A 24,394-nucleotide genomic window follows, 5' to 3' on the forward strand; every position below is an offset into this window, starting at 1 on the left:
GCGATATCGCGGGGTCGACGTGCGGCGATCGGGAAAGCTCGTGACAGGATGAAACGCTTCCGTTATGCGGAACCGGCTGTGGCGGACTCGGAACCGAGGGACGGCTGTTGCGGCCTCGCCAGAGATCAGGATCAGGGATACGGCATGGCGGAACCGCCCGACATCATCGCTTCGCTCGACGATCTGGCGGGGCGCTACGCCGCCATCCTGTGCGACGTATGGGGCGTCGTGCACAATGGCGAATGGCATTTTCCGGCCGCCGCCGGCGCGCTTGCGAGGGCGCGCGCGTCCAATGTGCCTGTCGTGCTGATCACCAATTCGCCGCGTCGCAGCGCCGACGTCGTTGCCCAGATGAAAATCATCGGCGTTCCTGCCGATGCCTGTGACCGCGTCGTCACCTCCGGCGACGTGACGCGCGACCTGATCGCCGAGGGCCCGAGGCAGATCTTCCATATCGGCCCCGAGCGCGATTTCACACTCTATGACGGGCTCGACGTCGATCTCGTCGAGGAATTCGAGGCTTCGGGCATCGTCTGCACGGGGCTCTATGACGACGAGGTGGAGAAGCCCGCCGACTATGCCGAGCTTCTGCAACGGCTGCGCGCCCGTAACCTGCCGTTCATCTGCGCCAATCCGGATATCCTTGTCGAGCGCGGCGAGCGCACCATCTGGTGCGCCGGCGCGTTGGCGCGAGACTACGCACAACTGGGCGGCCGCACGCTGATTGCCGGCAAGCCTTTCGCGCCGATCTACGATGTCGCCATGAAGGAGGTCGCAGGCCTGCTCGGTCGCGCCGTCGAGCGCAGCGAGGTTCTGGCCATTGGCGACGGCATGATGACCGACGTCAAGGGCGCGGCCGACAACGGCTTTGACGTGCTCTATGTCTCCGGCGGCATCCATGCCCGCGACTATGGCGATCCGCTGCGGCCCGATCCTGAAAGACTGGCGGGCTTTCTCGACAAGCATGGCTACCGGCCGGTCGCCGTCATTCCGCGTCTGCAATAGGTTGATAGTCTGGCCATGACGGGCGCCTCGACATGACGCAAGCCTTCGAACGTCTTTCCACGATCGCCCCGCTGCCTGCGCATCTGCGCGGCGGCGTCGTGGCGATCGGCAATTTCGACGGCGTCCATCGCGGCCACCAGTCCGTGCTGGAGCGCGCGCTGGCTGAAGCCCGCCGCAATGGCGTGCCCGCTTTGGTGCTGACATTCGAGCCGCATCCGCGCAAGGTGTTCCGGCCGGAGGTGCCGCTTTTCGTGCTGACGCCGCCGCCGATGAAGGCGCGGCTCCTGGCCGGACTTGGCTTTGCCGCTTTGGTCGAGCAGCCGTTCACGCGCGATTTTGCCTCGCTCTCCGCCGAGGCTTTCGTGACCGATGTGCTGGAGAAGATCCTCGGCATCCATCACGCCGTCACCGGTTTCGACTTTCATTTCGGCAAGGACCGCCAGGGCGGCCCGGCTTTTCTGATGGCGGCGGGAGAACGGCATGGCTTCGGTGTGACGCTGGTCGACGCCTTCCGCGATGAAGGCGCTGAAGTGGTCTCGTCGAGCCGCATCCGCGAGCTGCTCGCGGAGGGCAAGGTGGAGGAGGCCGCAGGCCTGCTCGGCTACCGCTTCACCGTCGAGGCCGAAGTGATCGGCGGCCAGCAGCTTGGCCGCACGCTCGGCTTCCCGACCGCCAATATGCGGCTTTCGCCGGAAGCAGCCTTGCGGGAAGGAATCTACGCCGTCCGCTTCCGTCGTGCCGATGGCACGCTTCATGACGGCGTCGCCAGCTTCGGCCGCCGCCCGACCGTCGACGACAATGGTGCGCCGCTGCTCGAGACTTACGTCTTCGATTTTTCCGGCGATCTCTATGGCGAGACCTGCGAGGTGTCGTTCTTCGGCTTCCTGCGCCCGGAACTCAAGTTCGACGGCCTCGACCCGCTGGTCGCGCAGATGAAAAAGGACGAGGCCGAGGCGAGGGCCCTGCTGGCGGGCGTGCGCCCGCTCTCGCAACTGGACGCCGAAATCGCGTTCTAGGGCGTTTCACCGTTTCACGGAAACGGCGAACCGCTCTATCTCTTTGTTTTGACGCAATTCCGGACGAAACGCTACGGCGAAGCCGCCAAGCCTGACCGCTCACATCTTTCCTGGAATTGCCTAGATCGTCTTCAATTCGCCGCTCAATCCAAAAGGTTACCTGCATGGGTGAAGCACTTCACCGAACGCGGACGCCGGATTGTGCAGAGAGTGCTAATGAAGATAAATCTAATGGTGTGGGCCGTTGTTTTGCTCTGCGCCGCGCTGTTCATTCTCTGTGATGGACTGAGCGCGCATTGGGGCAAGACCGGCAGCGGCCGCAGCCTGGCCATCGTCATGCTGCTGTCGCCGGTAGGCTACTTCGCATTTGCTTTCATCAACACGCGGCTGAACCTCGCCGTCACCGGTGCGCTGGTCAACACGATCGTGGTGGCCGGCGCGGTCCTCGTCGGCGCGCTCGTCTTCAAGGAAGAAGTGTCCAAGGCGCAATATCTGGGCATAGCGCTGGCATTGGTCGCCGTAACGCTTCTCAACGTGGATTGAGCGGAAGTCCTATCGCTTCAAAGCCAGGCCGATGGCAATGAAACTCCAGCCTTGGAAGACCAGGTCGATGGCCAGGAAGATGCCCAGCACCCAAAGGCTGTTGACCGGCCAGCCCATGGCGATCATCAGGCCAAGCAGGATGGTGATGACGGCGGCCGCGAGCAGCCATCCCCAGCCTTGCTCCGGTCGGTGATTGAAGGCGACCCAGGCTCTCAGCAGCCCCGAGGCGACGAGAGCGATCGCGAGCAGCAGCGTCAGCACCGCCGAGGCGAGCAGCGGGTTGTCGAAGGCGAAGAAGCCGGCGACCGCATAAAGAAGGCCGCTCAGCAGCCAATAGAAGAACCGTCCCCATGTCTTGACGCCGAAGGCATGGATGATCTCGATGGCGCCGGCCATCAGCATCAGCCAGCCGACCACATAGACCGAGGCCACGGTGGCGATGAACAGATTGCCGAAGGCGATGCCGCCGAAGATCAGCAGCAGCACGCCGAGCGCCACGAACCATCCCCATTTGTCCCGCGTCTGGCCGATTGCGTCTTTCAGGGCGCCACCTTGCAAGGTCATGCTGTTTCTCCCTCGGATATCGCCGCGCCACTTGCGGTTGAAAGGAGGGTAATCCCGATGGCTTCTTGCGTCCAGCGAGCAGGGCGGCCGCGAAGCCCGGGCTTGGATGACGCTAGGCCTGGACTTCGTCCGTGAACGGCGCAAGCGCCGCCTCCAGCGTCTCCCGGCCAGCCTGCTCCCAGCTTCGCGCCACGAATTCTCCGGCCTTCGCCTCATACGAAGCGCGGGCCTCGGGCGAGGTGATCCACCGCCGCATGGCGTTTTCCCATCCTTCGACGTCGAGTGGATCAAGGCAGAGCCCGAACGGACCGACCACTTCGGGGATGGCGCCGCCGGTCGAGGCGATCAAGGCCTTGCCGTAGGCCAGCGCCTCGACAGGCGGCAGCCCGTAGCCCTCATAGAGCGACGGGTACACGCAGAACGCACTGTTCCGGTAGAGGAGGGATAGCGTCCCGTCATCGACGTTGTCGAGATGGAAAAGGCTCTTGCCGTAGTCGGGATGGCTGTGAAGCTTCGCCAGGACGTCATCGACCATCCAGCCGCTGCGCCCGACAAAAACCAGCTTCACGCCGCTATGCGCAACCGTTTCGTCCAGAACGAGGCGTCGCCAGGCATCCATCAGCAGCGAATGGTTCTTGCGTGGTTCGATGGTGGAAACGAACAGGATATAATGACCCATCTCAAGTCCGTCCGGCAGCCGGCTCTCCGCCGTCGATTTACGGGCGCTGTCGCAGCCGAGCGGGACATGTTTCAGCTCCGGCAGGCGGATGCCGAGCTTGGCGGCATACTGCTCGATGTCGGCGGTGACACGCCTCGACGTCAGGATGAAGCGGTCCGCCAGTCCGAGCGCCAGATTCACATAGTGCGTGAATCTCTTGACGTCGTGCGGCTTGTACCATTCGGGAAACTGGATCGGGATGATGTCGTTCAGCAGCACGATCAGCTTTGCGCCGGCCGAGCGGCACTCGCGCGAAATGACCTCGATATCGGTGTGCGCCCAGTCATAGTTCATCAAAAGCAGATGATCGCCGGACGCCAGTCTGCATTGGTTGCCGGCCACCGTCCGCAGCGGCACGATCCGGACGCGTGAACCGTCGTCGCGAGCGACCAGCCGCCGCTCGGGTCCCTTCATCAGCCGGTTTTCGATCCGCTCGAGGACACGAAGAAAGCCGCTGCCGGGATTGCGCCGGCCGAATGCGCCGATTTCCGTTATCAGGACCCGGCGCGCTTTTACGATCGCCATCAGCGACTGCCGCGCCCGGTTTGGCCAGCGATCGTATAACCGCATCTTGATGCGGGCAGGATCCGGATAAAAACTCATGTCGCATGAGATGTCTCCGGCGATGATTTCCGCCGCCGTTTCCGGTGAAACCTGCCTGAGCACCCGCTCGGTCGGGTCGAACACCGTGAACACGACCTTACCGGCCTTGAACGCGGCCGCCGTCGCGCCATAATGCCGCTGCACGCGGACCAGGCCGACCGGCGGGCCAAGCCAGCGCGCCATGCTCGTGAGATCGACGACAAGCCGCATCAGCCGGGCCGCATCAGTTCGGCCGCATTTTCGCAGGGCGCGCGCTCATCCTGCGCCAGGCCAGTCGAGGCCCGAGCGCGAGCGTCCTGAAAGAAGGAGCGCCGACAGCCGCGAGGAACAGCAGCTTGCAGGTGACGGCCAAGGGTATGCCCGCGGTCCGCAGCAGCAACTCGATGTCGCGTCTTTCCAGGCTGGAGACGCCGGTCCCCGTGGCGGCGCGCCATGCGAGAAAGGCTCCGACGGCCTGCGCGGGCTGGCCGTCTGCATCGAATGGCTCGGCGCGGGAGTGACGCGACTGCGCCGCCTGTCTGGCCAGTGCCGCGGCCGCCTTTTGCTGCTCCTCCTTGACGCGCGATACCTGCCCGGGATGCGAGCGCAATTTCACCAGCCGTGCATCCATATTGGCCAGTTTTCCGGTCTCGGAGAGCCGCAGCCACAGGTCGTAGTCCTCGGCATAGGTGAATGCGCGACGGTAGCCTCCCACGCGCCGGACGGCCTCGGTCCGGAACATCACTGTCGGATGAAGCATGGGATTGTATCTGGCAAGCGCGTCCCGCAACTGGTCGTTGCCGATGGGAACGTCGATCGGCTTCAACGGTTTTCCATCGCGGTCGATCCGCAGTCCCGCCGTACCGAGCAGATGCAAATCGGGATCCGCCTCGAAACACGCCGCCTGCAGGCGCAACCTGTCGGGCAGCGAGACATCGTCGCAATCCATGCGCGCCACAAGAGGGGCCTGCGCGAGCGAAATCCCCATATTGAGCGCATCGACGATCCCCTTGCCGCGATTGGCGACAACTTTGACGCGGCCATCGCGCTCGCCAAGCGACGTCGCGATCGCCGCGCTGGCGTCCGAGGAGCCATCGTCGATGACGATGGCTTCGATATCCGCCAGATCCTGGTCCAGGATGCTTTGCAGCGCTTCGCCGACATACTGCGCGCCGTCTCTCACCGGAATGATCACACTTACTGTCGGCAATAGAACTTCCTTCGCGATGACCGGGCGTGACAAATGACCGTTAAATCATCCAATATGGGTAGGGGAGTTTGCGGCCCGGATCCAAAGTTCCATCCCAAACTTCCGTCGTCCTGTCGACCGCATTTTCATTGTCGCGCTGACTTAAGCGAGTCCTGAAGGGCGGGCTCGAGCAAGCGTAGAACCGCCTCGCGCTTTTTCGCCTTCAACGAGGGGTCGCCGTCGAGGCCGACCTCATGAAGCCAGCTTCCCCGCCATTCGCAATAGGCCTGCCTGAGTTCGATCCCGGGCAGTGCCGCGAATGCGGTGATCGGCCGTTGCGGCACGGCGTTCGGGTCCACATCCCGGTAGAGCACCTCCCAGTTGGCTCCGCCGGTATCGAGACCGGCGAACCAATCGAGCCCGAAATCGAGAGGTTGGCGGCCGACGGCGTCGAATCGAAAGAAACAATAGCCTGCCCACAAATACCAGCGCGTACCCGCCCAGCGGAGGTCGCCGTAAAACGGCGCGTCTTCAAGAGGTTCGAAGGGATCGCACGGCTGCGTCGGAAAAAGATCCTGGTCCAGAAATCCGAAGGCGGTCGGCGCCGCTGGTTTCAGGACATTGTGCCACATCCAGTTGAGCGCCGCGCCGTGGGACCGGCTCGGATTCTTCACGGTCCATGGATTGACGGGCAACCTGACATAGGCAGCGCCGCGGGCCGCGCATACCTGTCCGTTCTCGCGTGCGGAAGCTTCGCTGACGCTGTTGTCGGCCACGATGTGGAGGTCGTGACGAACAAGTCCTCTCGTCAACCGCAACTGCACATCGAGGCACTGGGCATCGCCGAAGGCAACAGTAAGCAGGACATGGCGACCCCGGGCGGCATGGCGGATGTCCGGGATATCGCCATCCCTGACCGGCTGGTCCAGGAACGTCCGGTCGATTTTCCGATAGCGAGCGGTCTTGATGGCATGTATCGGCGGCTGCAGCCTCAGCCATTGCCGCCAGTCGTATTCGCGCAGGGCCTTTGGCACGGGTCGGCGGCTTTCAATCGTATCCGGCTTGGCAACCGCGATCGACCCGAGGAATTCTCATCAGCGCGCTCCATCTGGCTTTTTTGAAAAAGCTCGAACGCGACAGCATTCAAGTCTCTTGATTACCAGCTATATACAGCATATTCGTATTTTCAACACGACCAACATTTAAGCGCCCTGCTTTGTTTGTTTGAGTGGAGAAGTCTGGGCGCACCCGGAGTATCTCTTCGCCGACTGGGGGTAAGAGGGCGCTCCGGAAAATGCGATGAAAATCTGCTGCGCGATCTCTGCCCTCTTTATGAACGGGGGGCTGCAAAGGGATTGTCTCAATATCAGCGACCGCCTTGTCAAGCGCGGTCACAGCGTGACGATCCTGACGACACGCCAGGTCGGCCATGTCGACAGTTCGGCGACGATAAAAGTCCAGCCGGCGCGGGTTATCTCCAATCCGGGCACCGAGTATGCGCTGGGAAGGACCCTGCTGACGGCCAGGCGGGACTTCGACTGCGTGGTCGGGTTCAACAAGATGGCGGGCCTGGATATCTACTATGCCGGCGACCCGCCCTATTTTGCCTCGAAGCTCGGATGGTGGCGACCGTTTTCGCCCCGTTTCATTCGCCAGCAAAAGCTGGAATCGATGATCTTTGCCCCCGGCAACGCCGCGCAGATCATTGCGCTCAGCGAGCACCAGGCAGCGCTTTACCGCGACTTCTGGCGAACGGAGGAATCGCGCATCCATGTCGTCGGGCCGACACTCGATCCGAAACGCCGCAGACCGGAACTGCTGACCGGCGACCGCAATGAAATCCGCGATCGTTTCGGGCTTCCCCGCGATGCCGTCATTGCCTTGACCATCGCCAACCGAATGAAGGTGAAGGGCCTCGACCGTGCGGCAAAGGCGCTTCAGCCGTTCCCGAACATCCATTGGCTGGTGGCTGGCCTGCGAAAAAACAGCGAGGAGGAAACCCGGCTTCGCGGCCTGATTGCCAAATGCGGTATGTCTGAACGGGTCATCCTGCTGGGCATCCAGGAGGACATCCCGGCGATTGTGGTTGCGAGCGATTTCATGCTGCACCCGGCTCGCCTGGAAAATACGGGCACGGTGATCCTCGAGGCGCTCGCAAATGGCCTGCCGGTCATTGCGTCGGCCGCTTGCGGATATGCAAAATATGTCGAAGCCAGCGGGGCGGGACTGGTTGTGGCCAATCGCGACGATCCCGAAATCTGGCGGCAGGCAATCCTGAAAGCCGGCAACCCGGCGATCCGGACCCAGTGGCACGAGGCGGCCCTTGCCTACGGCTCGTCAACTCAGCTTACGGGCGGACTGGAAACAGCCTGCGACCTGGTCGAGACGTCCCGCCGCAATCGGCGCGTCAGTTAGTTCGCCGGTCGGCTCCGATGTTGCCGGCTTTAATGCATGTCGCCCGGAAGTTTGCAGCGGGTTCTGGGACAACGACATGCATCAAGACAAGACTTTAAGCGCGTCGCCTGAATCCGTTTCAGTGCGACGCGCTTTTAAGTCAAATTTTACCGAACGCACGGCATGGCTTGGACGCCGGCGGATGGTGTTGCCGGCGCGTTTCGCGTAAGGGGTGACGATGCGTATTGTCGTGACGATTCCGTTGGCCGTCGCCGTAGGTCTGTTCACCGCGCCGGTCGCTCAGGCGGGCGAAGGCAGCTGGATATCCGGCAACTGGTACCTGACGCTCGGCGCCACCGGCCTCGTCGCGCCGAATTTCGAGGGCGGCAAGAAATATATGCTGAGCGCCCAGCCGATCATCTCGCTCGGCAAGGTCGGCCCCGAAGCGCGCTTCGCCTCGCGCAACGACAACATTTCGCTGGCGCTGATCGATGACGGTTCCGTTCGCGCCGGCCTGACCGGCAAGTTCATATTCTCGCGCGAGAGCAAGGACGAGCTCGAGGGCCTCGACCCCGTGCGCTGGGGCGGTGAGGCGGGCGGCTTCTTCGAATTCTATCCGCTGGATTGGGTTAGGGCGCGGGCGGAACTGCGGCACGGCATTCGTGCCCATAACGGCTTTGTGGCGGACATCGCGGCGGATGCCTTCTATGACATCACGCCGACGATCCGCATTTCCGGCGGCCCGCGCGTCTCCTTCGCATCGTCCGACTATTTCGACGCCTATTACGGCGTCAACGCCAAGGAAGCGGCGGCTTCGGGGTTGAGCGAATACCATCCGGGCGGCGGTGTGAAATCGACGGGCCTCGGCGGCGCGATCACCTGGAAAGTGACCGAGCCGATGACGGCGAGCGTCTTCACCGAATATTCGCGCCTGATGGGACCGGCCGCCGATTCCAGTCTGGTCAAGGAGCGAGGCAACCGTGACCAGTGGACCTTCGGTGTCTCGACCACCTACCGCTTCAATTTCACCATGTAGGCCGCGAAGGCGGCTTCACGCCTTGAAATCCGTGCTTTATTCCTGCCGCGCCATCCGCTAAAAGCCACGCCATGACGAGCTTTTCGCGCCTTTTCGCGATCGCGATACGAATTACGGGCCCGGTGTTCCGGGCGGCCTGAGCGCCGCTGGAGCCGCCGGGAGTTTTCGCGCGCGTCCCTCGCGCTTTTCCAGAACATCAATGCATATCGCCCGGAAGTGGCACCGGTTTCGGGAAAACGATATGCGTCAAACTGAAGACCTTAACGCCCGGGCTTTTGAGCCTCCGGGCAACGCAGATGGCAGATCAATGACCGACACTGTTGAAACGATCGACTATTCCAAAACGCTTTATTTGCCGCAGACGGATTTCCCGATGCGCGCCGGCCTGCCCGAGAAGGAGCCTGGCCTGGTCAAGCGCTGGCAGGACATGGACCTCTACAGGAAGCTGCGCGAGGAGGCCGCCGGCCGCGAGAAATTCGTCCTGCATGACGGCCCGCCCTATGCCAATGGCAACATCCATATCGGCCATGCGCTGAACAAGATCCTCAAGGACGTCATCAACCGCTCTTTCCAGATGCGCGGCTACGACGCCAATTACGTTCCGGGCTGGGACTGTCACGGCCTGCCGATCGAATGGAAGATCGAGGAGCAGTATCGCGCCAAGGGCAAGAACAAGGACGAGGTGCCGGTCAACGAGTTCCGCAGGGAATGCCGCGACTTCGCGGCCCACTGGATCAAGGTTCAGGGCTCAGAGTTTCAGCGCCTCGGCGTCATCGGCGATTTCGACAATCCCTACACGACCATGGCTTATCACGCCGAGTCGCGCATCGCCGGCGAGCTGTTGAAATTCGCCATGTCCGGCCAGCTCTATCGCGGCTCGAAGCCGGTGATGTGGAGCGTGGTCGAGCGCACTGCGCTCGCCGAGGCCGAGGTCGAATATCAGGACTATGAGAGCGACACGATCTGGGTGAAGTTTCCGGTTGCGAGCCTCGCCCAGCCGGTCGCCGGCGCCGTGCCGGCGCTGGACGGGACGGCGCTCGACCTGGTCGAGGCGCATGTCGTCATCTGGACGACCACGCCCTGGACCATCCCCGGCAACCGTGCCGTGAGCTACTCGCCGCGCATCGGCTACGGCCTCTATGAGGTGACGGCGGCCGAGAACGCCTTCGGCCCGCAGCCCGGCGAGAAGCTGATCTTTGCCGACGCGCTGGCCGAGGAATGCGCGGCCAAGGCCAAGGTCACCTTGAACCGGCTTCACAGCGTCTCGGCCGAACAGCTTGCAAGCCTTACGCTTTCGCATCCTTTCAAGGGGCTCGGCGGCGGCTACGAGTTCCCGGTGCCGACGGTCGCCGGCGAGCATGTCACCGACGATGCCGGCACCGGCTTCGTCCACACCGCGCCCGGCCACGGCCGCGAGGACTTCGACGCCTGGATGGAAGCCGCGAGCGAGCTCAGGGCGCGCGGTGTCGACACCACGATCCCCTTCACGGTCGACGATGCCGGCTTCTTCACCAAGGACGCGCCGGGCTTCGGCCCTGGGCGTGAGGGTGGCGCGGCGCGTGTCATCGACGACAACGGCAAGAAGGGCAACGCCAATCAGGCGGTCATCGACGAGCTTATCAAGCGCAACGCGCTCTTCGCGCGTGGCCGGCTGAAGCATAGCTATCCGCATTCCTGGCGCTCGAAGAAGCCGATCATCTTCCGCAACACGCCGCAGTGGTTCATCTACATGGACAAGGATCTCGGCGACGGCACGACGCTGCGCAGCCGCGCGTTGAAGGCGATCGACGACACCCGCTTCGTGCCGGCGGCCGGCCAGAACCGCATCCGCGCCATGATCGAGGAGCGGCCCGACTGGGTGCTGTCGCGTCAGCGCGCCTGGGGCGTGCCGATCGCCGTCTTCGCCGACGAGAACGGCAACGTGCTGAAGGACGAGGCCGTCAACCAGCGCATCATGGACGCTTTCGAGAAGGAAGGCGCCGATGCCTGGTTCGCCGAGGGCGCCAAGGAGCGTTTCCTAGGCAACCACGATGCTTCGAGATGGCACCAGGTGATGGACATCCTGGACGTCTGGTTCGATTCTGGCTCGACGCATGTCTTCACGCTTGAAGACCGCCCGGACCTTAAATGGCCGGCCGACGTCTATCTCGAGGGCTCGGACCAGCATCGCGGCTGGTTCCATTCCTCGCTGCTCGAAAGCTGCGGCACCAGGGGCAGGGCGCCTTACGAGGCGGTCATCACCCATGGCTTCACCATGGACGAGGAAGGCCGCAAGATGTCGAAATCGCTCGGCAACACCGTCGTGCCACAGGACGTCATCAAGCAGTCCGGCGCCGATATCCTGCGGCTCTGGGTGGCGACGACCGATTATTGGGAAGACCAGCGGCTCGGCAAGAACGTGCTGCAGACCAATATCGACGCCTATCGCAAGCTCAGGAACACCATCCGCTGGATGCTGGGCACGCTCGCCCATGACGACGGCAAGGATGTGCCGGTCGAGACGATGCCGGAGCTGGAGCGGCTGATGCTGCACCGGCTGTCCGAGCTCGACGAGCTGGTGCGCCAGGGTTATGACGCGTTCGAGTTCAAGCGCATCACCCGCGCACTGCTGGATTTCATGGTGGTCGAGCTCTCGGCCTTCTATTTCGACATCCGCAAGGACGCGCTTTACTGCGACGGGCCGTCGAGCCTGCGCCGCAGGGCGGCCGTGCAGGTGGTGCGCCACCTCTTCGAATGCCTGGTGAAGTGGCTGGCGCCGATGCTGCCCTTCACCACCGAAGAAGCCTGGCTCGACCGCCATCCGGAAGCTGTCTCGGTGCATCTCGACCAGTTCCCGGCAATCCCGCCGAACTGGCGCAACGAGGCGCTGGCCGAGAAATGGCGCAAGGTGAGGCAGGTGCGTCGCGTCGTCACCGGCGCGCTGGAGATTGCGCGCGCCGAGAAGCTGATCGGCTCGTCACTGGAAGCCGTGCCGGTGGTGACGCTCGACGACCCGGCCCTGGAAGCGGCTATCGCCGATGTCGATATGGCCGAGATGGCGATCACCAGCGACCTCGTCATCAAGCATGGCAAGGCGCCTGAAGGCGCCTTCACCCTCGACGACGTCAAGGGCGTGGCGGTGGTGGTTGAGAAGGCCGAGGATCGCGGTCTGGTCAAATGCGCGCGATCCTGGCGCTACACCGCCGATGTCGGGCAGGATCCGGAGTTCCCGGACGTCTCGGCCCGCGATGCCGCGGTGCTGCACGAGCTGAAGGCGCTTGGGCGTCTCTAGGTGCATGTCGCCCAAAAGTGCGCAGCGGTTTTGGGATAACGACATGCCGTCAAATAAGTGCAAAACTGCCACGCCGGGCGGCCCATATCCGCCCGTGCGTTGCCCTTAATAAGTGGTTGAGGTAAACACGCGACACCCCGGCAGACAAATTGTCGCCGGATTTCCATCGCAAAGGCGGGGAAGAAGGGGACCGTGCCCGTGGCCGGTGGCGACCGAAAGGCAGTTAGAGTGGGACTTTTTGGCATGACCGATAGAACGTTTGCGCGCGCCGCGCTGGTGGCGCCGCTTGTGGTATCGGCCGTCGCCCTGTCGGGCTGCATGAGCTCGCCGACCTACGGAACCGACAAGACGGCAGCCGCGCAGCTCTTCGACGATGTTTCCGGCGCCGCCGCGATCACGCCCAAGCGCAAGGATCCGATCGACTACAAGCCGCGTCCCGAACTGGTGAAGCCCGCTCCGGGACAGAAGGAAAGCCTGCCGGCGCCGCAGCAGAGCATCGAGACGGCCAGCGCCGACTGGCCCGAATCGCCGGAGGCGCGCCGCGCCCGCATCCGCGCCGACGCCACCGCGCACCAAAACGATCCGAACTACCAGCCGGAGGCGGTCGAGGATATCCAGACCGATCCCGCGGCGGTGAAGAAGGCTTTGGCCGAGTCGGGCTCCAGCCATCCGCCACGATGGTCGCCGGACGATTCCAGCGCCACCCGTAAAGCTCAGATTCAACGCAGCCTTGCCGAACAGAAGCAGGGCGATCCGACCGTTCGCAAATATCTGAGCGAGCCGCCGCTCGCCTATCGCCAGGCCTCCGCCACCGCGCCCCAGAACGAGCTCGGCGAGGATGAGTACAAGAAGGAGCGCCGCCTCAAGGCGCAGGCGGAAGGCAAGAAGGGCGGCTGGTTCGACTGGCTCGGCCTGTAAGGCCGGAACTGGCCGCGCAAACCTACGTTTCCCGTCTCTCGCGAAAAAAATCCTTGAGGATCAGGGCGGCGTCGCTCTCGCCGATCCCCGGGTAGATGTCCGGCGCGTGGTGGCAGGTGGGCGAAGCGAAGAAGCGCGTGCCGCTGACCACCGCGCCGCCTTTCTCGTCGGCGGCGCCGAAATAGAGCCGCCGCAGCCTGGCGAAGGAGATCGCGCCGGCACACATGGCGCAGGGCTCAAGCGTCACATAGAGGTCGTAGCCGGTGAGACGCTCGCTGGCGAGCGTTCGGCAGGCCTCGCGGATCGCCAGCATCTCGGCATGCGCCGTCGGATCGGCAAACTCGCGGGTGCGGTTGCCGGCTTTCGCGATCACCTTGTTGCCATTGGCGATCACCGCGCCGACCGGCACTTCGCCGCGGCTGGCGGCCGCCTCGGCCTCTTCAAGCGCCAGGGCCATGAAATCGGGTCGTTTCAAGCGGTTTCCATTCCGATTACTCCTCGCCACCCGAGAGTGATCCTGTTATCTAGCGCGAGACCCTGAAAACCGGAATCGGTTTTTGCCGCGCCGCTGGATGCGCAAAATCAAGATGACACTGCCTGCGTTGGGCGTCCGAAAGGGCGCGCGGCGCTGTAGCAGGTGAAGACGAGCAAAGTAATGGACGACAACAAGAAATCTTCACGCGGACCGCGCAAGGGCGGCCCGAAACCGGCGGGCCAGCGTGATCGCAAGCCGGCCCACGGCGCCAAGAAGCCATTCGTCAAGCGTGAGCGGCCGGTGGCTGCCGAAGGCGAGCGCCGCGATTTCAAGCCCGGCTACAAGCCGCGTGAAACGGGGCCGCGCGAAGCGGGCGCGGGCGCCGAGCGCGGCGAGCGGCCGTTCCGCAAAGGTCCGCGCCCCGACAGCAAACCCTTCGAGAAGCGCGAAGGCCGTAAGCCTTACACACCGCGCGGCGACCGGCCGATGGCCGCCGAAGGCGAACGCCCGGTCCGCGATTTCAAGCGCAGCTTCAAGCCGCGTGAAGAGGGGCCGCGCGAAGCGGGAGCGGGCGCCGAGCGCGGCGAGCGGCCGTTCCGCAAAGGTCCGCCGCGCGACGGCAAGCCTTTCGACAAGCGTGAGGGCCGCAAGCCTTATACGCCGCGTGGCGACCGGCCGGTGGCCGCCGAAGGCGAGCGGGGCGAACGACGTTTCGACCGCCCCAAGCGCGACTTCGCCGATCGTCCCAAGCGCGACTTCGCTGATCGGCCGAAGCGTGAAGATCGCCAGGATTTCACGCCGACGCCGGAACGTGATTTCGGTGATCGTCCGAAGCGCGATTTCAGCAGCGACCGGCCGCAAGGAAAACCGGGCGGCTTCAGGCCGCGCCCGCGGCCCGGTGAAACGGAACCGGAGGCCGGCGAGCGCATCGCCAAGCGGCTCGCACGCGCCGGCATCGCCTCGCGCCGCGACGCCGAGGAACTGATCGCGGCCGGCCGCGTCAAGGTCAACGGCAAGGTGTTGGACTCGCCGGCCTTCAACGTCAGCGCCTCCGACATCATCCATCTCGACGGCACCGAGATCCCGCCGATCGAGCGCACGCGTCTGTTCCTGTTCCACAAGCCGGCGGGTCTCGTCACCACCAACCGTGATCCGGAAGGCCGCAAGACCGTCTTCGACGTGCTGCCCTCCGATCTGCCACGGCTGATGACGATCGGCCGGCTCGACATCAACACCGAGGGCCTGCTTCTGCTGACCAACGATGGCGGACTGTCGCGCGTGCTCGAACTGCCAGCCACCGGCTGGCTGCGGCGCTACCGCGTGCGCGTCCACGGCAAGGTCGAGGAAAGCGCGCTTGCCGGCCTGCGCGAAGGCATCGCAGTCGACGGCGTCTTCTACGGTTCGATCGAAGCCTCGCTCGACCGTGAGCAGGGCAGCAATGCCTGGCTGACCATCGGGCTGCGCGAAGGCAAGAACCGCGAGGTCAAGAACATCCTCGGCGCGCTCGGCCTCGACGTGACGCGGCTGATCCGCATCTCTTATGGGCCGTTCCAGCTCGAGGACCTTCCCGAGGGACATGTGCTGGAGATCAAGGGCCGCGTGTTGCGCGAACAGCTCGGCGAACGGCTGATCGAGGAATCCGGCGCCAACTTCGATGCCGAGATCCAAAAGCCGTTTTCCAACAAGCCGGTGCGCGGCAGCAGTCCGCGCCGCGAAGAGGCCGACCAGCCGAAATTCACGCGCGACGGCGACCGCCGGCCGATCGGCGAGGGTGGACTGATCAAGGCGCGCAAGCGCCGCGAAGGCAGCCGCGACGAGGCGCTGAGCAAGCTTTCGACAAAGCCGGAAAGGGCATTTGCGCCGGAGCGGTCGTTCGGCGAGCGCGGCCCAAGATCCGAGCGCGCCGGCTTCGGCGACAAGCCGCGTGGTGGGTTTGGCGACAAGCCCCGGTTTGGCGGCAAGAAATCCGAACGCGAGCAGAGGCCAATCGAGCCGCCGGGCCAGCGCAAGGCCAATGTCTGGATGGCGCCCGGCGCCCGGCCGATCGGCAAGGGCAGGGCAGAAGCCGACGCCGCCAAGGCCGCCGAGGCCAAGGCGCGCAAGGCGTCCTACAAGCCGGGCGGCAAGGGCAAGCCGGGTGCAAAGCCGTTCGGCAAGCCCCGCGGCGAGCGCCCCGACGGCGATGGCGGCAACAGGCCGCGCGGTCCGAAAAGGGGCGGCGATGCGGATCGTCGGCGGTGAGTTTCGCGGGCGTCCGCTGGCGACGCCCAAAAGCAATGCCATCCGCCCGACCACAGACCGCGCCCGCGAGGCGGTGTTCAACGTTTTGGCGCACCGCTACGCCGAGAAGCTCGAGGGCGGCCGCGTGCTCGATCTCTTCGCCGGCACGGGCGCGCTCGGGCTGGAGGCGCTGTCGCGCGGCGCGTCCTACTGCGTCTTCATAGAGGAATCGACCGAGGGGCGCGGCCTGATCCGCGAGAATGTCGAAGCCTTCGGGCTCACCGGTCGCACCAAAATCTTCCGCCGCGACGCCACTCAACTCGGCGAAGCCGGCACGATCTCGCCCTTTGGTCTGGTCTTTGCCGATCCGCCCTATGGCAAAGGGCTCGGCGAGCGCGCGCTGCGCTCGGCGAAAGCCGGCGGTTGGCTTCTGCCAGGCGCGCTCTGCGTCATCGAGGAGGCGGCCTCGGCGCCATTCGAGGCGGGCGCCGGTTTTTCCGTGATGGATGAACGCAATTACGGCGAAACGGTCATCCGTTTCATCGAGGCCGACTAGATTGCCTAGAGCAATTCCAAGAAAGTGCGAGCGGTCAGGTTCGGCGTCTTCGCCGTAACCTTCTGACCGCAATTGCGTCAAAACAAAGAGATAGAGCGGTTCGCCGTTTCCATGAAACGGTGAAACGCTCCAGCAGCGCCTCGAAAATGCCGAACAATTCACTTTGCCTCGCCTGCCAACCTTGCCTATCGTCGCGCAACCGGGACCGGAGAACTTGATGACATCAATGGGGATCGGGCTGCGCGCGGCGCTTCTTGTCGGCACCCTGGCGCTCGCCACGACTGCTCCGGCCCGCGCGGCCGACGACGGCGAAATCAAGGATTTCCTGCTCGACAACGGCATGGAAGTGGTCGTCATCCCGGACCACCGCGCCCCGATCGTCACCCATATGGTCTGGTACAAGATCGGCAGCGCCGACGAGCCGCCCGGCAAATCCGGCATCGCGCATTTCTTCGAGCATCTGATGTTCAAGGCCACGGCAAACCATGCCGCCGGCGAGTTCGATCGCGCCGTGTCCGAGATCGGCGGCTCGAACAACGCCTTCACCTCCTACGACTACACCGCCTTCCACGAGACGGTGCCGCCTTCGGCGCTCGAGCAGATGATGGGTTTCGAGGCCGATCGCATGCGCAATCTCATCCTGACCGACGATGTCATCAAGACCGAGCGCGACGTGATCCTGGAGGAGCGCCGCTCGCGCATCGACAGCAATCCGCAGGCGGTGCTGGATGAGGAGGTTGATGCGACGCTCTGGCAGAACCAGCCCTACCGTATCCCGGTGATCGGCTGGATGCAGGAAATGGAGCAGTTGAACCGTCCGGACGCGAAAGCCTTCTACGACAACTACTACCGGCCCAACAACGCGGTGCTGGTGGTGGCGGGCGACGTCGAGCCGGATGCCGTCAAGGCGATGGCCGAGCGCACCTACGGCAAGATCGCGCGCGGCCCCGACCTGCGGCCGCGCATCCGCCCGGTCGAGCCGGAGCAGAACACCAGGCGGACGGTCACGCTCACCGACGCGCGCGTTTCGGTGCCGAGTTTCTCGACCCAATGGGTCGTGCCGTCCTATCATACGGCCAAGCCCGGCGAGGCGGAGGCGCTCGACCTGCTGGCGGAGATCCTCGGCGGCGGCAACCGCAGCCGGCTTTACCAGGAGCTCGTCGTGAAGCAGGGGATCGCCTCCGACGCGGCTGCTTACTTCCAGGGCACCATGCTCGATGACACCAACTTCACCGTCTATGGCACCCCGCGTGGCGACGCCAAGCTCGCCGATGTCGAGGCGTCTGTCGATGCCGAGATTGCCCGCATCGTCAAGGACGGCGTCAGCGACGATGAGCTGGAGCGGGCCAAGACCCGCTATGTGCGCTCCATGATCTTTGCCCGCGACAAGCAGGACGACATGGCCAACATGTATGGCTCCACGCTTACCACGGGCGGCAATGTCAAGGACGTCCAGGAATGGCCGGACCGCATCCGCAAGGTCACCGCCGATGAGGTCAAGGCGGTTGCTGCCCGCTACCTGGTGCTCGATCGTTCGACCACCGGCTATCTCTTGCCGCAGCAACAGGCGGGGAATTGATTGATGACCATGGAACATGCCAGCGACTTTCCTTCTCCCCTTGTGGGGTCCGAAGGACGGGGCGAGACCCATGGCTCGCCCCCGGGCGGTGGCCTCGCGAGGCGAGGTCGGATGAGGGGTGCTCCAGCTTGGCAAGGACGGCGATCCGCCACCCACCCCTCATCTGTCTCGGCGCTACGCGCCGATCCACCTTCTCCCACAAGGGGAGAAGGGAAGCTCTCCCACGCCTTAGCAATTTTCTGCTTTGCCCTGTTTTTCCTGCTCCTGCCGGCGCTTGCGGCCCGCGCGGAGATGAACATCCAGGAAGTGAAGTCGAAGAAGGGCATCACCGCCTGGCTGGTGGAGGACCATTCGATTCCGCTGATTGCCATCCGCTTCGTCTTCGACGGCGGCAGCGCGCAGGATCCGTCCGGCAAGGAGGGGCTTGTCAATCTGATGACCGGCCTGTTCGACGAAGGCGCCGGCGACTTCGACAGCGACGCCTTCCAGCAGAAGCTTGACGACGCCGGCGCCGAGATGAGCTTCGAGGCTTCGCGCGACGGCACCTATGGCTCGATGCGCATGCTGTCCGACCAGAAGGACGAGGCTTTCGGCCTGCTGAAGCTGGCGGTGAACAGCCCGCGCTTCGACCAGGCGCCGATCGACCGTATCCGCGCCCAGGTGCTTTCCGGCATCCTCGCCAATGAGCGCGATCCGAACACGGTGGCGCAGCAGCGCTGGCTGCGCGCCATTTATGGCGAGCATCCTTATTCGCGTTCCGATCAGGGGACGAAGGGCAGCCTGGCCACCATTACCTCGGATGACATCAAGGCCTTCCACAAGGCCGATTTCGCCCGCAACGGCCTGCATGTGGCGGTGGTCGGCGACATCGATGCCGCGACGCTGAGCCGCAAGCTGGACGAGGTGTTCGGGGACCTGCCGCAGAACCAGACACTGGCTCCGGTGGCCGATATCACGCCCAAGCTCGGGCAGCAGCTCGAAGTGAATTACAATTTGCCGCAGACCTCGCTGCAACTGGCCTGGCCGGGCGTGAAACGCAGCGATCCCGATTTCTTTGCCACGGTCTTGATGAACCAGATCCTCGGCGGCTCGACCTTCACCTCCCGGCTCTTCTCGGAGGTGCGTGAGAAACGCGGCCTTGCCTATGGCGTCAGTTCCGACCTCATCGACAACGAGCATTCCCACGCGCTGCTCGTAACGACGGCGACGCGTTCCGACCGCGCTGCCGAAACGCTTTCGATCGTGCGCCAGGTGGTGAAGGATATGGCTGAGAACGGCCCCACCAAGGAAGAACTCGCGGCGATCAAGAAATACATGATCGGCGCCTACGCCATCAGCAATCTGGATTCCTCCAGCTCCATTGCCGCGACGCTGGTCGAGCTGCAGGTCGACGATCTCGGCATCGACTATATGACGCGGCGCGGCGCGCTCATCAACGCGGTGACGCTCGCCGACGTCAAGGCGGCGGCGAAGAAGCTTCTGTCCGTGGATCCCGCGGTGATGGTCATCGGCCCGCCGCTGGTGCTGGTCGCGGGGGCCCACAAGGGATGAGCCCGACCTTCGCGGTTGCCTTCGGCGGCGGCGGCGCGCGCGGTCTCGCGCATATCCACGTCATCGAGGCGCTCGACGAGCTTGGCATCAAGCCGGTGGCGATCGCCGGCTCCTCGATCGGCGCCATCATGGGCGCCGGCATGGCGTCGGGCATGACGGGTGTCGAGGTCCACGACTATGCCCGATCGATCCTCGGCAGCCGGGCCGAAGTGGCGGCGCGCATGTGGCGCTCGCGGCCTGGCACGATCGCGGAGGCCATGCAGGGCGGCATCCGCGTCAGCCAGTTCAACATCGAGCGCATCCTGAAGGCCTTCCTGCCGGAAGCGATCCCACAGACGTTCGAGGCGCTGAAGATCCCGCTCAAGGTGACCGCGACCGACTATTTCGGCCACTGCCTTGCGGTGTTTGCCGAAGGCGACCTGCATTCAGCGCTTGCCGCATCGGCGGCCATTCCGGCGGTGTTCCGCCCGGTGACGCGCGAGGGCCGCGTGCTGATTGACGGCGGCATCTACAACCCGGTGCCTTTCGACCTCATCGAGAAGGACGCCGACATCATCATCGCAATCGATGTGGTGGGGGCGCCGAGCGAGGCCGAGCGCAGGCATCCGACCACCGTCGACCTGATGTATGGCGCCTCGCAGTTGATGATGCAGTCGATCATCGCCAACAAGCTGCAGCAATCCGGGCCCGACATCCTGATCCGCCCGAAGGTCTCGAAGTACCGCGTGCTCGATTTCCTCAAGATCGAGGCGCTGATGGCCGAGACGGTGGAGATCAAGGACGAACTGAAGCGCGCCGTCGAGAAGGCGGTGGAAGCGCATGCCGGCAGGCGGGGGAAAAGAGTGGTGTGAGAGCCATTTTCCGGCTACCTGCCCTTCAGGCGCATGCGAAAGGCGACCGAGGTCCGACAACGGAAGTCTGATGACTTAGCGCATTGGTCGCTCGCGAGGCCGGACCTAAGAATAGCGTGAAGTACTCTTTATGCTGACTTGCCGCGGTCGCGCTTAAGTTTCGCGGCTTGTCACTAATTCTTCATTGAATTGCCCGTTGACGCACGCTCCGGTAGAGTTAATAATGTGCTAATATAAGGTAGCGCAAATATCTCCCGACCGGCAACAACGAGTTAGGGCGCTACAGCGGGTGGGAACTAAGCAGGGCGGCTTCTTCGGCCGTCGTTGTCATCGATCATTGCGTCACCGCCTGTCTGTGAACCGCCTTTGAGCCGGCCGTTCACGGGCGGGATGTATGGTTGCGCCTGGACGCATGGCATTCCGTTCTTTCTTCTCCCGCGAAGTTGGGCACCGAACGCTTTTTCGGCATGGGGTAGTCAGCCGCCTTGCGCGCTGGATACGCCTATGGCGGCAGCAGACATGTTCGGGGATGTGAAAGGCGTGTCGTGGCTGTGGGGTTCAGGAACGCGTCGCTCCGGTTGTTGGGGGCAGCCTTTGGTTCTACGCAGGCGAAGGTGAGGCTTTTCGGCCTGACCCTTGTCGCATGCGTCGCCATGTTTTTTGTCTTCGGCTCCGGCTGGCTTGCGTCGGTAGGCTCGATGCTTGTCGTGGCCGCGATGGCGGGCTTCGGTGGCCTGGTCATGCTGCGCGGGCACGTGGCGCGGGACGCGGCGCAAAATGCAGTGCGCGACACACCCCGTCAGACCACGACGCGTGGCAAGCCGTCGGCAAGGCCGGCCGGCTCTGTTCGCTCAGAACTCTCCGCGGCCCTTGCCAACTGCCGGTCCGCCTTCCTTGCGGTCGGGTTGTTCAGCGGCATGCTCAACGTGCTGATGCTCGCAGGCTCGCTCTACATGCTCGAGGTCTATGATCGCGTGCTGCCAAGCCGCAGCCTGCCGACGCTCGTCGGCATAACGATATTGCTCGTCATCCTCTATTGCGGGCAGGGCTTTCTCGATTTCGTGCGCGCGCGGGTTCTGGTGCGGATCGGCGGCGCCCTCGACGAGGCGCTTGGTCACCGCGTCTATACGTCAATGCTGAGATGGCCGCTAAAGGCAAAGCGCGAGAGCGACGGCCTGCAGCCGATGCGTGATCTCGACAGCGTGCGCGGCTTTCTGTCCGGCATGGGTCCGACGGCGCTTTTCGACCTGCCATGGATGCCGATCTATCTGGTCATCATCTTCATGTTCCACTGGTTGCTTGGCGTGACGGCGCTGTTCGGGGCGATCGTGCTCGTCGTGCTGACCATGCTTGCCGAGCGGCTGACGCGACAACCTGTATCGGCCGCCACCTTGAGCGGGAACCGGCGCGGCGGGCTTATCACTGCCGGCACTCGCAATGCTGAAGTGGTCGCCGCCATGGGCATGGCCGGCGGGCTGGCGTCGCGCTGGCAAGATGCCAACGTCGAATTCATTGCCGACCAGCGCAAGGTCAGCGACGTTGCCGGCAGCTTCGGCGCGGTTTCGAAAGTGCTGAGAATGCTGCTGCAATCGTCGATGCTCGGCATCGGCGCCTGGCTTGTGATCGAACAGGAGGCGACGGCGGGCGTCATCATCGCCGCTTCCATCCTCAGCGGCCGCGCGCTGGCGCCGGTCGATCTCGCGATCGCCAACTGGAAAGGGTTCGTGAGTGCGCGCCAGGGCTGGCAACGGCTGACGCGAGTGCTTGCGGCCATGCCGGCCGAGACCGAACTCATGCTGCTGCCGGCGCCGAGCGCCAGCGTGATGATGCAGAATGCAGCCATCGCGGCCCCGGGAACGCAGCGGCTACTGGTCCAGGACGCCAGCTTCGCCATGGAGGCCGGCCACGGGCTTGGCATCATCGGCCCGAGCGGCTCGGGAAAGTCCACCCTGGTGCGGGCTCTCGTCGGCGCCTGGCAGCCCTTGTTCGGCCGCGTCAAGCTGGACGGCGCCGATCTCGACCAGTGGTCATCGCAAGAGCGCGGCCGCCATATCGGCTACCTGCCGCAGGATGTGGAGCTGTTTGCCGGCACCGTCGCCGAAAACATCTCCCGCTTCGAACCGGACGCCGACGCCGACGCGATCATCGCCGCGGCCAAGGCCGCTGGCGCGCATGACCTGATCGTCAGCTTCCGCCAGGGCTACGAGACCGAGATCGGCGACCATGGCGAGGCTCTTTCGGCCGGGCAGCGCCAGCGCATCGCTTTGGCCCGCGCGCTCTACCGCGATCCGTTCCTCGTGGTGCTCGACGAGCCGAATTCCAATCTCGACATGGACGGCGAGCAAGCGTTGATCCGCGCGATGCTCGGCGTTCGCGAGCGCGGCGGCGTTGTCGTCATCGTTGCCCATCGTCCGAATGTGCTGACCGCGGTCGACTTCATCATGGCGATGAACCAGGGTCGCATGCACGAATTTGGACCGAAGGACGAGATTTTCGCCAAGATGTTCCCGATGCTGCGGCCGGTCCCGTCAAGCAACCCGCCGCCAAGGACGACCCCGGAAACAGCACCCATGGTCGCCACCCGAACCGGCGGAGGGAACTGACATGGCCGTGTTGGGCGCCTCCCATGCGTCGATCCGCTTCTACACGCGGCTTGGGCTCGGAGCCGTGCTCCTGCTTGGCGGAGGCGTCGGCGGCTGGGCCTCGGTTACCCAGATTGCCGGCGCGGTCATCGCCCCCGGCACGCTCGTCGTCGATTCCCACGTCAAGAACGTGCAGCATTCGACGGGTGGCGTCGTTGCCGAGATCGATGCACGCGACGGCGATCGCGTCAAAGCCGGCGACCTTTTACTGCGTCTCGATCGTACCGTCCCGGCCGCCAATCTTGCGGTGGTAAGCAAGGCGCTGGACCAGCTCACGGCGCGCAAGGCTCGTCTTAATTCGGAGCGCCGCGGGAGCGACGTCATCATCTTTCCGGACGCGCTTCTGGATCGCATCGCCGATCCTGACGTCGCTGAGGCGGTGGCCGGCGAAAAGCAACACTTTGAGACCCGGCGCACGTCCCGCGCGGGCCAGAAGAGCCAGCTCGAGGAGCGCATCGCACAGCTCGAGAAGGAGATCGACGGCGATACCGCGCAGGCGCAGGCCAACAGCAAGGAGATTGGACTGGAGCAAAAGGAGCTTGCATCGGTACGCGCGCTCTGGGCCAAGAAGCTCATATCCATCGATCGCCTGACACAGACGGAACGCGAGGCCACGCGCCTCGACGGCCAACGCGGCCAGCTCGTTGCCGCGCAGGCGCAGGCGCAGGGAAGGATCGCGGAAATCAAGCTGCAGATCATCCAGATCGACCTCGACCTGAGCACTGAGGTGAACAGTGACCTGCGCGACATCGACGGCAAGATGGGCGAGCTTCTGGAGCGCAAGGTCGCCGCCGAGGACCAGTTGAAGCGGGTCGACATCCGCGCGCCGCAGGACGGCGTCGTACAGCAATCGCTCGCCTACACGATCGGCGGCGTGATCACGCCGGGCCAGACGATTATGCAGGTCGTGCCGGACAATGACAGCCTTACGGTGGAAGCCAGGATCGCGCCCAGCGACATCGACCAGTTGTGGGTCGGCCAGTCGGCATCGCTGCGCTTTTCGGCATTCAATCAACGCACGACGCCGCAGATCGACGGCGTCGTCGAGAGGACCTCGCCCGACATCACCACCGATCAGCGCACCGGCGTCAGTTATTACACCGTTCGCATCAAGACGACCGCTGCCGAGGTCGCACGCCTCGGCGAGATCAAGCTGGTGCCCGGCATGCCGGTGGAATCCTTCATCAAGACCGAGGACCGCTCGGTGATGTCCTATCTGGTGAAGCCGTTGCAGGACCAGATCAACCGCGCCTTTAGAGAGTGAGCCCGCCTCGGCGGGAAAAT

General features: G+C 64.2%; 19 protein-coding genes. 14 read left to right on the forward strand and 5 right to left on the reverse strand.

The window, feature by feature from the left end; genetic code table 11:
- The first annotated feature begins 144 nt into the window (after positions 1-144).
- The 3 genes from AC0L2L_RS17850 (at position 145) to AC0L2L_RS17860 (ending at position 2,564) form a co-directional block, all read left to right on the forward strand.
- Positions 145-1,005 (forward strand): TIGR01459 family HAD-type hydrolase, encoded by an 861-nt coding sequence (locus AC0L2L_RS17850; RefSeq protein ID WP_473579886.1) that lies wholly within the window; start codon positions 145-147, stop codon positions 1,003-1,005.
- Positions 1,006-1,037: 32 nt separating this feature from the next.
- Positions 1,038-2,021, forward strand: a complete 984-nt coding sequence (locus AC0L2L_RS17855; protein WP_473579887.1) for a bifunctional riboflavin kinase/FAD synthetase — start codon at positions 1,038-1,040, stop codon at positions 2,019-2,021.
- A 216-nt stretch (positions 2,022-2,237) separates the two neighbouring features.
- A complete protein-coding gene (locus AC0L2L_RS17860; protein ID WP_473579888.1) occupies positions 2,238-2,564 on the forward strand; it encodes a hypothetical protein in 327 nt (108 codons plus the stop codon).
- 9 nt (positions 2,565-2,573) lie between these two features.
- Here AC0L2L_RS17860 and AC0L2L_RS17865 read toward each other — a convergent pair whose 3' ends face one another.
- The 4 genes from AC0L2L_RS17865 to AC0L2L_RS17880 all read right to left on the reverse strand — a co-directional run bounded on the left by AC0L2L_RS17865 (position 2,574) and on the right by AC0L2L_RS17880 (position 6,651).
- Positions 2,574-3,128 (reverse strand): HdeD family acid-resistance protein, encoded by a 555-nt coding sequence (locus tag AC0L2L_RS17865; RefSeq protein ID WP_473579889.1) that lies wholly within the window; start codon positions 3,126-3,128, stop codon positions 2,574-2,576.
- Positions 3,129-3,240: 112 nt separating this feature from the next.
- Positions 3,241-4,659 carry a glycosyltransferase family 4 protein gene (locus AC0L2L_RS17870; RefSeq protein WP_473579890.1) on the reverse strand — a complete coding sequence of 473 codons (1,419 nt, stop codon included), beginning with the start codon at positions 4,657-4,659 and terminating at the stop codon, positions 3,241-3,243.
- A gap of 13 nt (positions 4,660-4,672) precedes the next feature.
- Positions 4,673-5,638, reverse strand: coding sequence for a glycosyltransferase (locus AC0L2L_RS17875; RefSeq protein ID WP_473579891.1), 966 nt, complete (start codon positions 5,636-5,638; stop codon positions 4,673-4,675).
- Positions 5,639-5,763: 125 nt separating this feature from the next.
- Entirely contained in the window at positions 5,764-6,651 is an 888-nt protein-coding gene (locus AC0L2L_RS17880; protein ID WP_473579892.1) for a hypothetical protein, read from the reverse strand.
- Between the two features lie 298 nt (positions 6,652-6,949).
- Here AC0L2L_RS17880 and AC0L2L_RS17885 point away from each other — a divergent pair, with 298 nt between their 5' ends.
- The 4 genes from AC0L2L_RS17885 to AC0L2L_RS17900 all read left to right on the forward strand — a co-directional run bounded on the left by AC0L2L_RS17885 (position 6,950) and on the right by AC0L2L_RS17900 (position 13,236).
- The gene (locus tag AC0L2L_RS17885) at positions 6,950-8,032 is read left to right on the forward strand and encodes a glycosyltransferase family 4 protein (RefSeq protein WP_473580034.1); all 1,083 of its coding nucleotides are present in this window, start codon (positions 6,950-6,952) and stop codon (positions 8,030-8,032) included.
- 217 nt (positions 8,033-8,249) lie between these two features.
- A complete protein-coding gene (locus tag AC0L2L_RS17890; RefSeq protein WP_473579893.1) occupies positions 8,250-9,047 on the forward strand; it encodes a MipA/OmpV family protein in 798 nt (265 codons plus the stop codon).
- A 307-nt stretch (positions 9,048-9,354) separates the two neighbouring features.
- Positions 9,355-12,318 (forward strand): isoleucine--tRNA ligase, encoded by a 2,964-nt coding sequence (gene ileS, locus AC0L2L_RS17895; RefSeq protein WP_473579894.1) that lies wholly within the window; start codon positions 9,355-9,357, stop codon positions 12,316-12,318.
- A gap of 243 nt (positions 12,319-12,561) precedes the next feature.
- The gene (locus tag AC0L2L_RS17900) at positions 12,562-13,236 is read left to right on the forward strand and encodes a hypothetical protein (RefSeq protein ID WP_473579895.1); all 675 of its coding nucleotides are present in this window, start codon (positions 12,562-12,564) and stop codon (positions 13,234-13,236) included.
- A gap of 22 nt (positions 13,237-13,258) precedes the next feature.
- On the opposite strand, the gene AC0L2L_RS17905 is transcribed toward AC0L2L_RS17900, so the two are convergent.
- Positions 13,259-13,711 (reverse strand): nucleoside deaminase, encoded by a 453-nt coding sequence (locus AC0L2L_RS17905; RefSeq protein WP_473579896.1) that lies wholly within the window; start codon positions 13,709-13,711, stop codon positions 13,259-13,261.
- Between the two features lie 180 nt (positions 13,712-13,891).
- Here AC0L2L_RS17905 and AC0L2L_RS17910 point away from each other — a divergent pair, with 180 nt between their 5' ends.
- From AC0L2L_RS17910 to AC0L2L_RS17940, 7 genes are all read left to right on the forward strand, one after another.
- Positions 13,892-15,952, forward strand: a complete 2,061-nt coding sequence (locus tag AC0L2L_RS17910; RefSeq protein WP_473579897.1) for a pseudouridine synthase — start codon at positions 13,892-13,894, stop codon at positions 15,950-15,952.
- Positions 15,933-16,487: a 16S rRNA (guanine(966)-N(2))-methyltransferase RsmD gene (rsmD, locus tag AC0L2L_RS17915; protein ID WP_473579898.1), complete on the forward strand. Its 555-nt coding sequence runs from the start codon at positions 15,933-15,935 to the stop codon at positions 16,485-16,487. Before AC0L2L_RS17910 ends, rsmD begins: the two co-directional genes overlap by 20 nt.
- Before the next feature lie 217 nt (positions 16,488-16,704).
- A complete protein-coding gene (locus tag AC0L2L_RS17920; RefSeq protein WP_473579899.1) occupies positions 16,705-18,066 on the forward strand; it encodes a M16 family metallopeptidase in 1,362 nt (453 codons plus the stop codon).
- Between the two features lie 291 nt (positions 18,067-18,357).
- Positions 18,358-19,617 carry a M16 family metallopeptidase gene (locus tag AC0L2L_RS17925; protein WP_473579900.1) on the forward strand — a complete coding sequence of 420 codons (1,260 nt, stop codon included), beginning with the start codon at positions 18,358-18,360 and terminating at the stop codon, positions 19,615-19,617.
- On the forward strand, positions 19,614-20,468 hold the full coding sequence (locus AC0L2L_RS17930) for a patatin-like phospholipase family protein (protein ID WP_473579901.1): 855 nt from the start codon (positions 19,614-19,616) through the stop codon (positions 20,466-20,468). Before AC0L2L_RS17925 ends, AC0L2L_RS17930 begins: the two co-directional genes overlap by 4 nt.
- 653 nt (positions 20,469-21,121) lie before the next feature.
- Positions 21,122-23,071 carry a type I secretion system permease/ATPase gene (locus AC0L2L_RS17935; protein WP_473579902.1) on the forward strand — a complete coding sequence of 650 codons (1,950 nt, stop codon included), beginning with the start codon at positions 21,122-21,124 and terminating at the stop codon, positions 23,069-23,071.
- A 1-nt stretch (position 23,072) separates the two neighbouring features.
- Positions 23,073-24,374, forward strand: a complete 1,302-nt coding sequence (locus AC0L2L_RS17940) for an HlyD family type I secretion periplasmic adaptor subunit (RefSeq protein ID WP_473579903.1) — start codon at positions 23,073-23,075, stop codon at positions 24,372-24,374.
- Positions 24,375-24,394 lie beyond the last annotated feature (20 nt).

This window comes from Mesorhizobium sp. WSM4832, assembly GCF_055811115.1.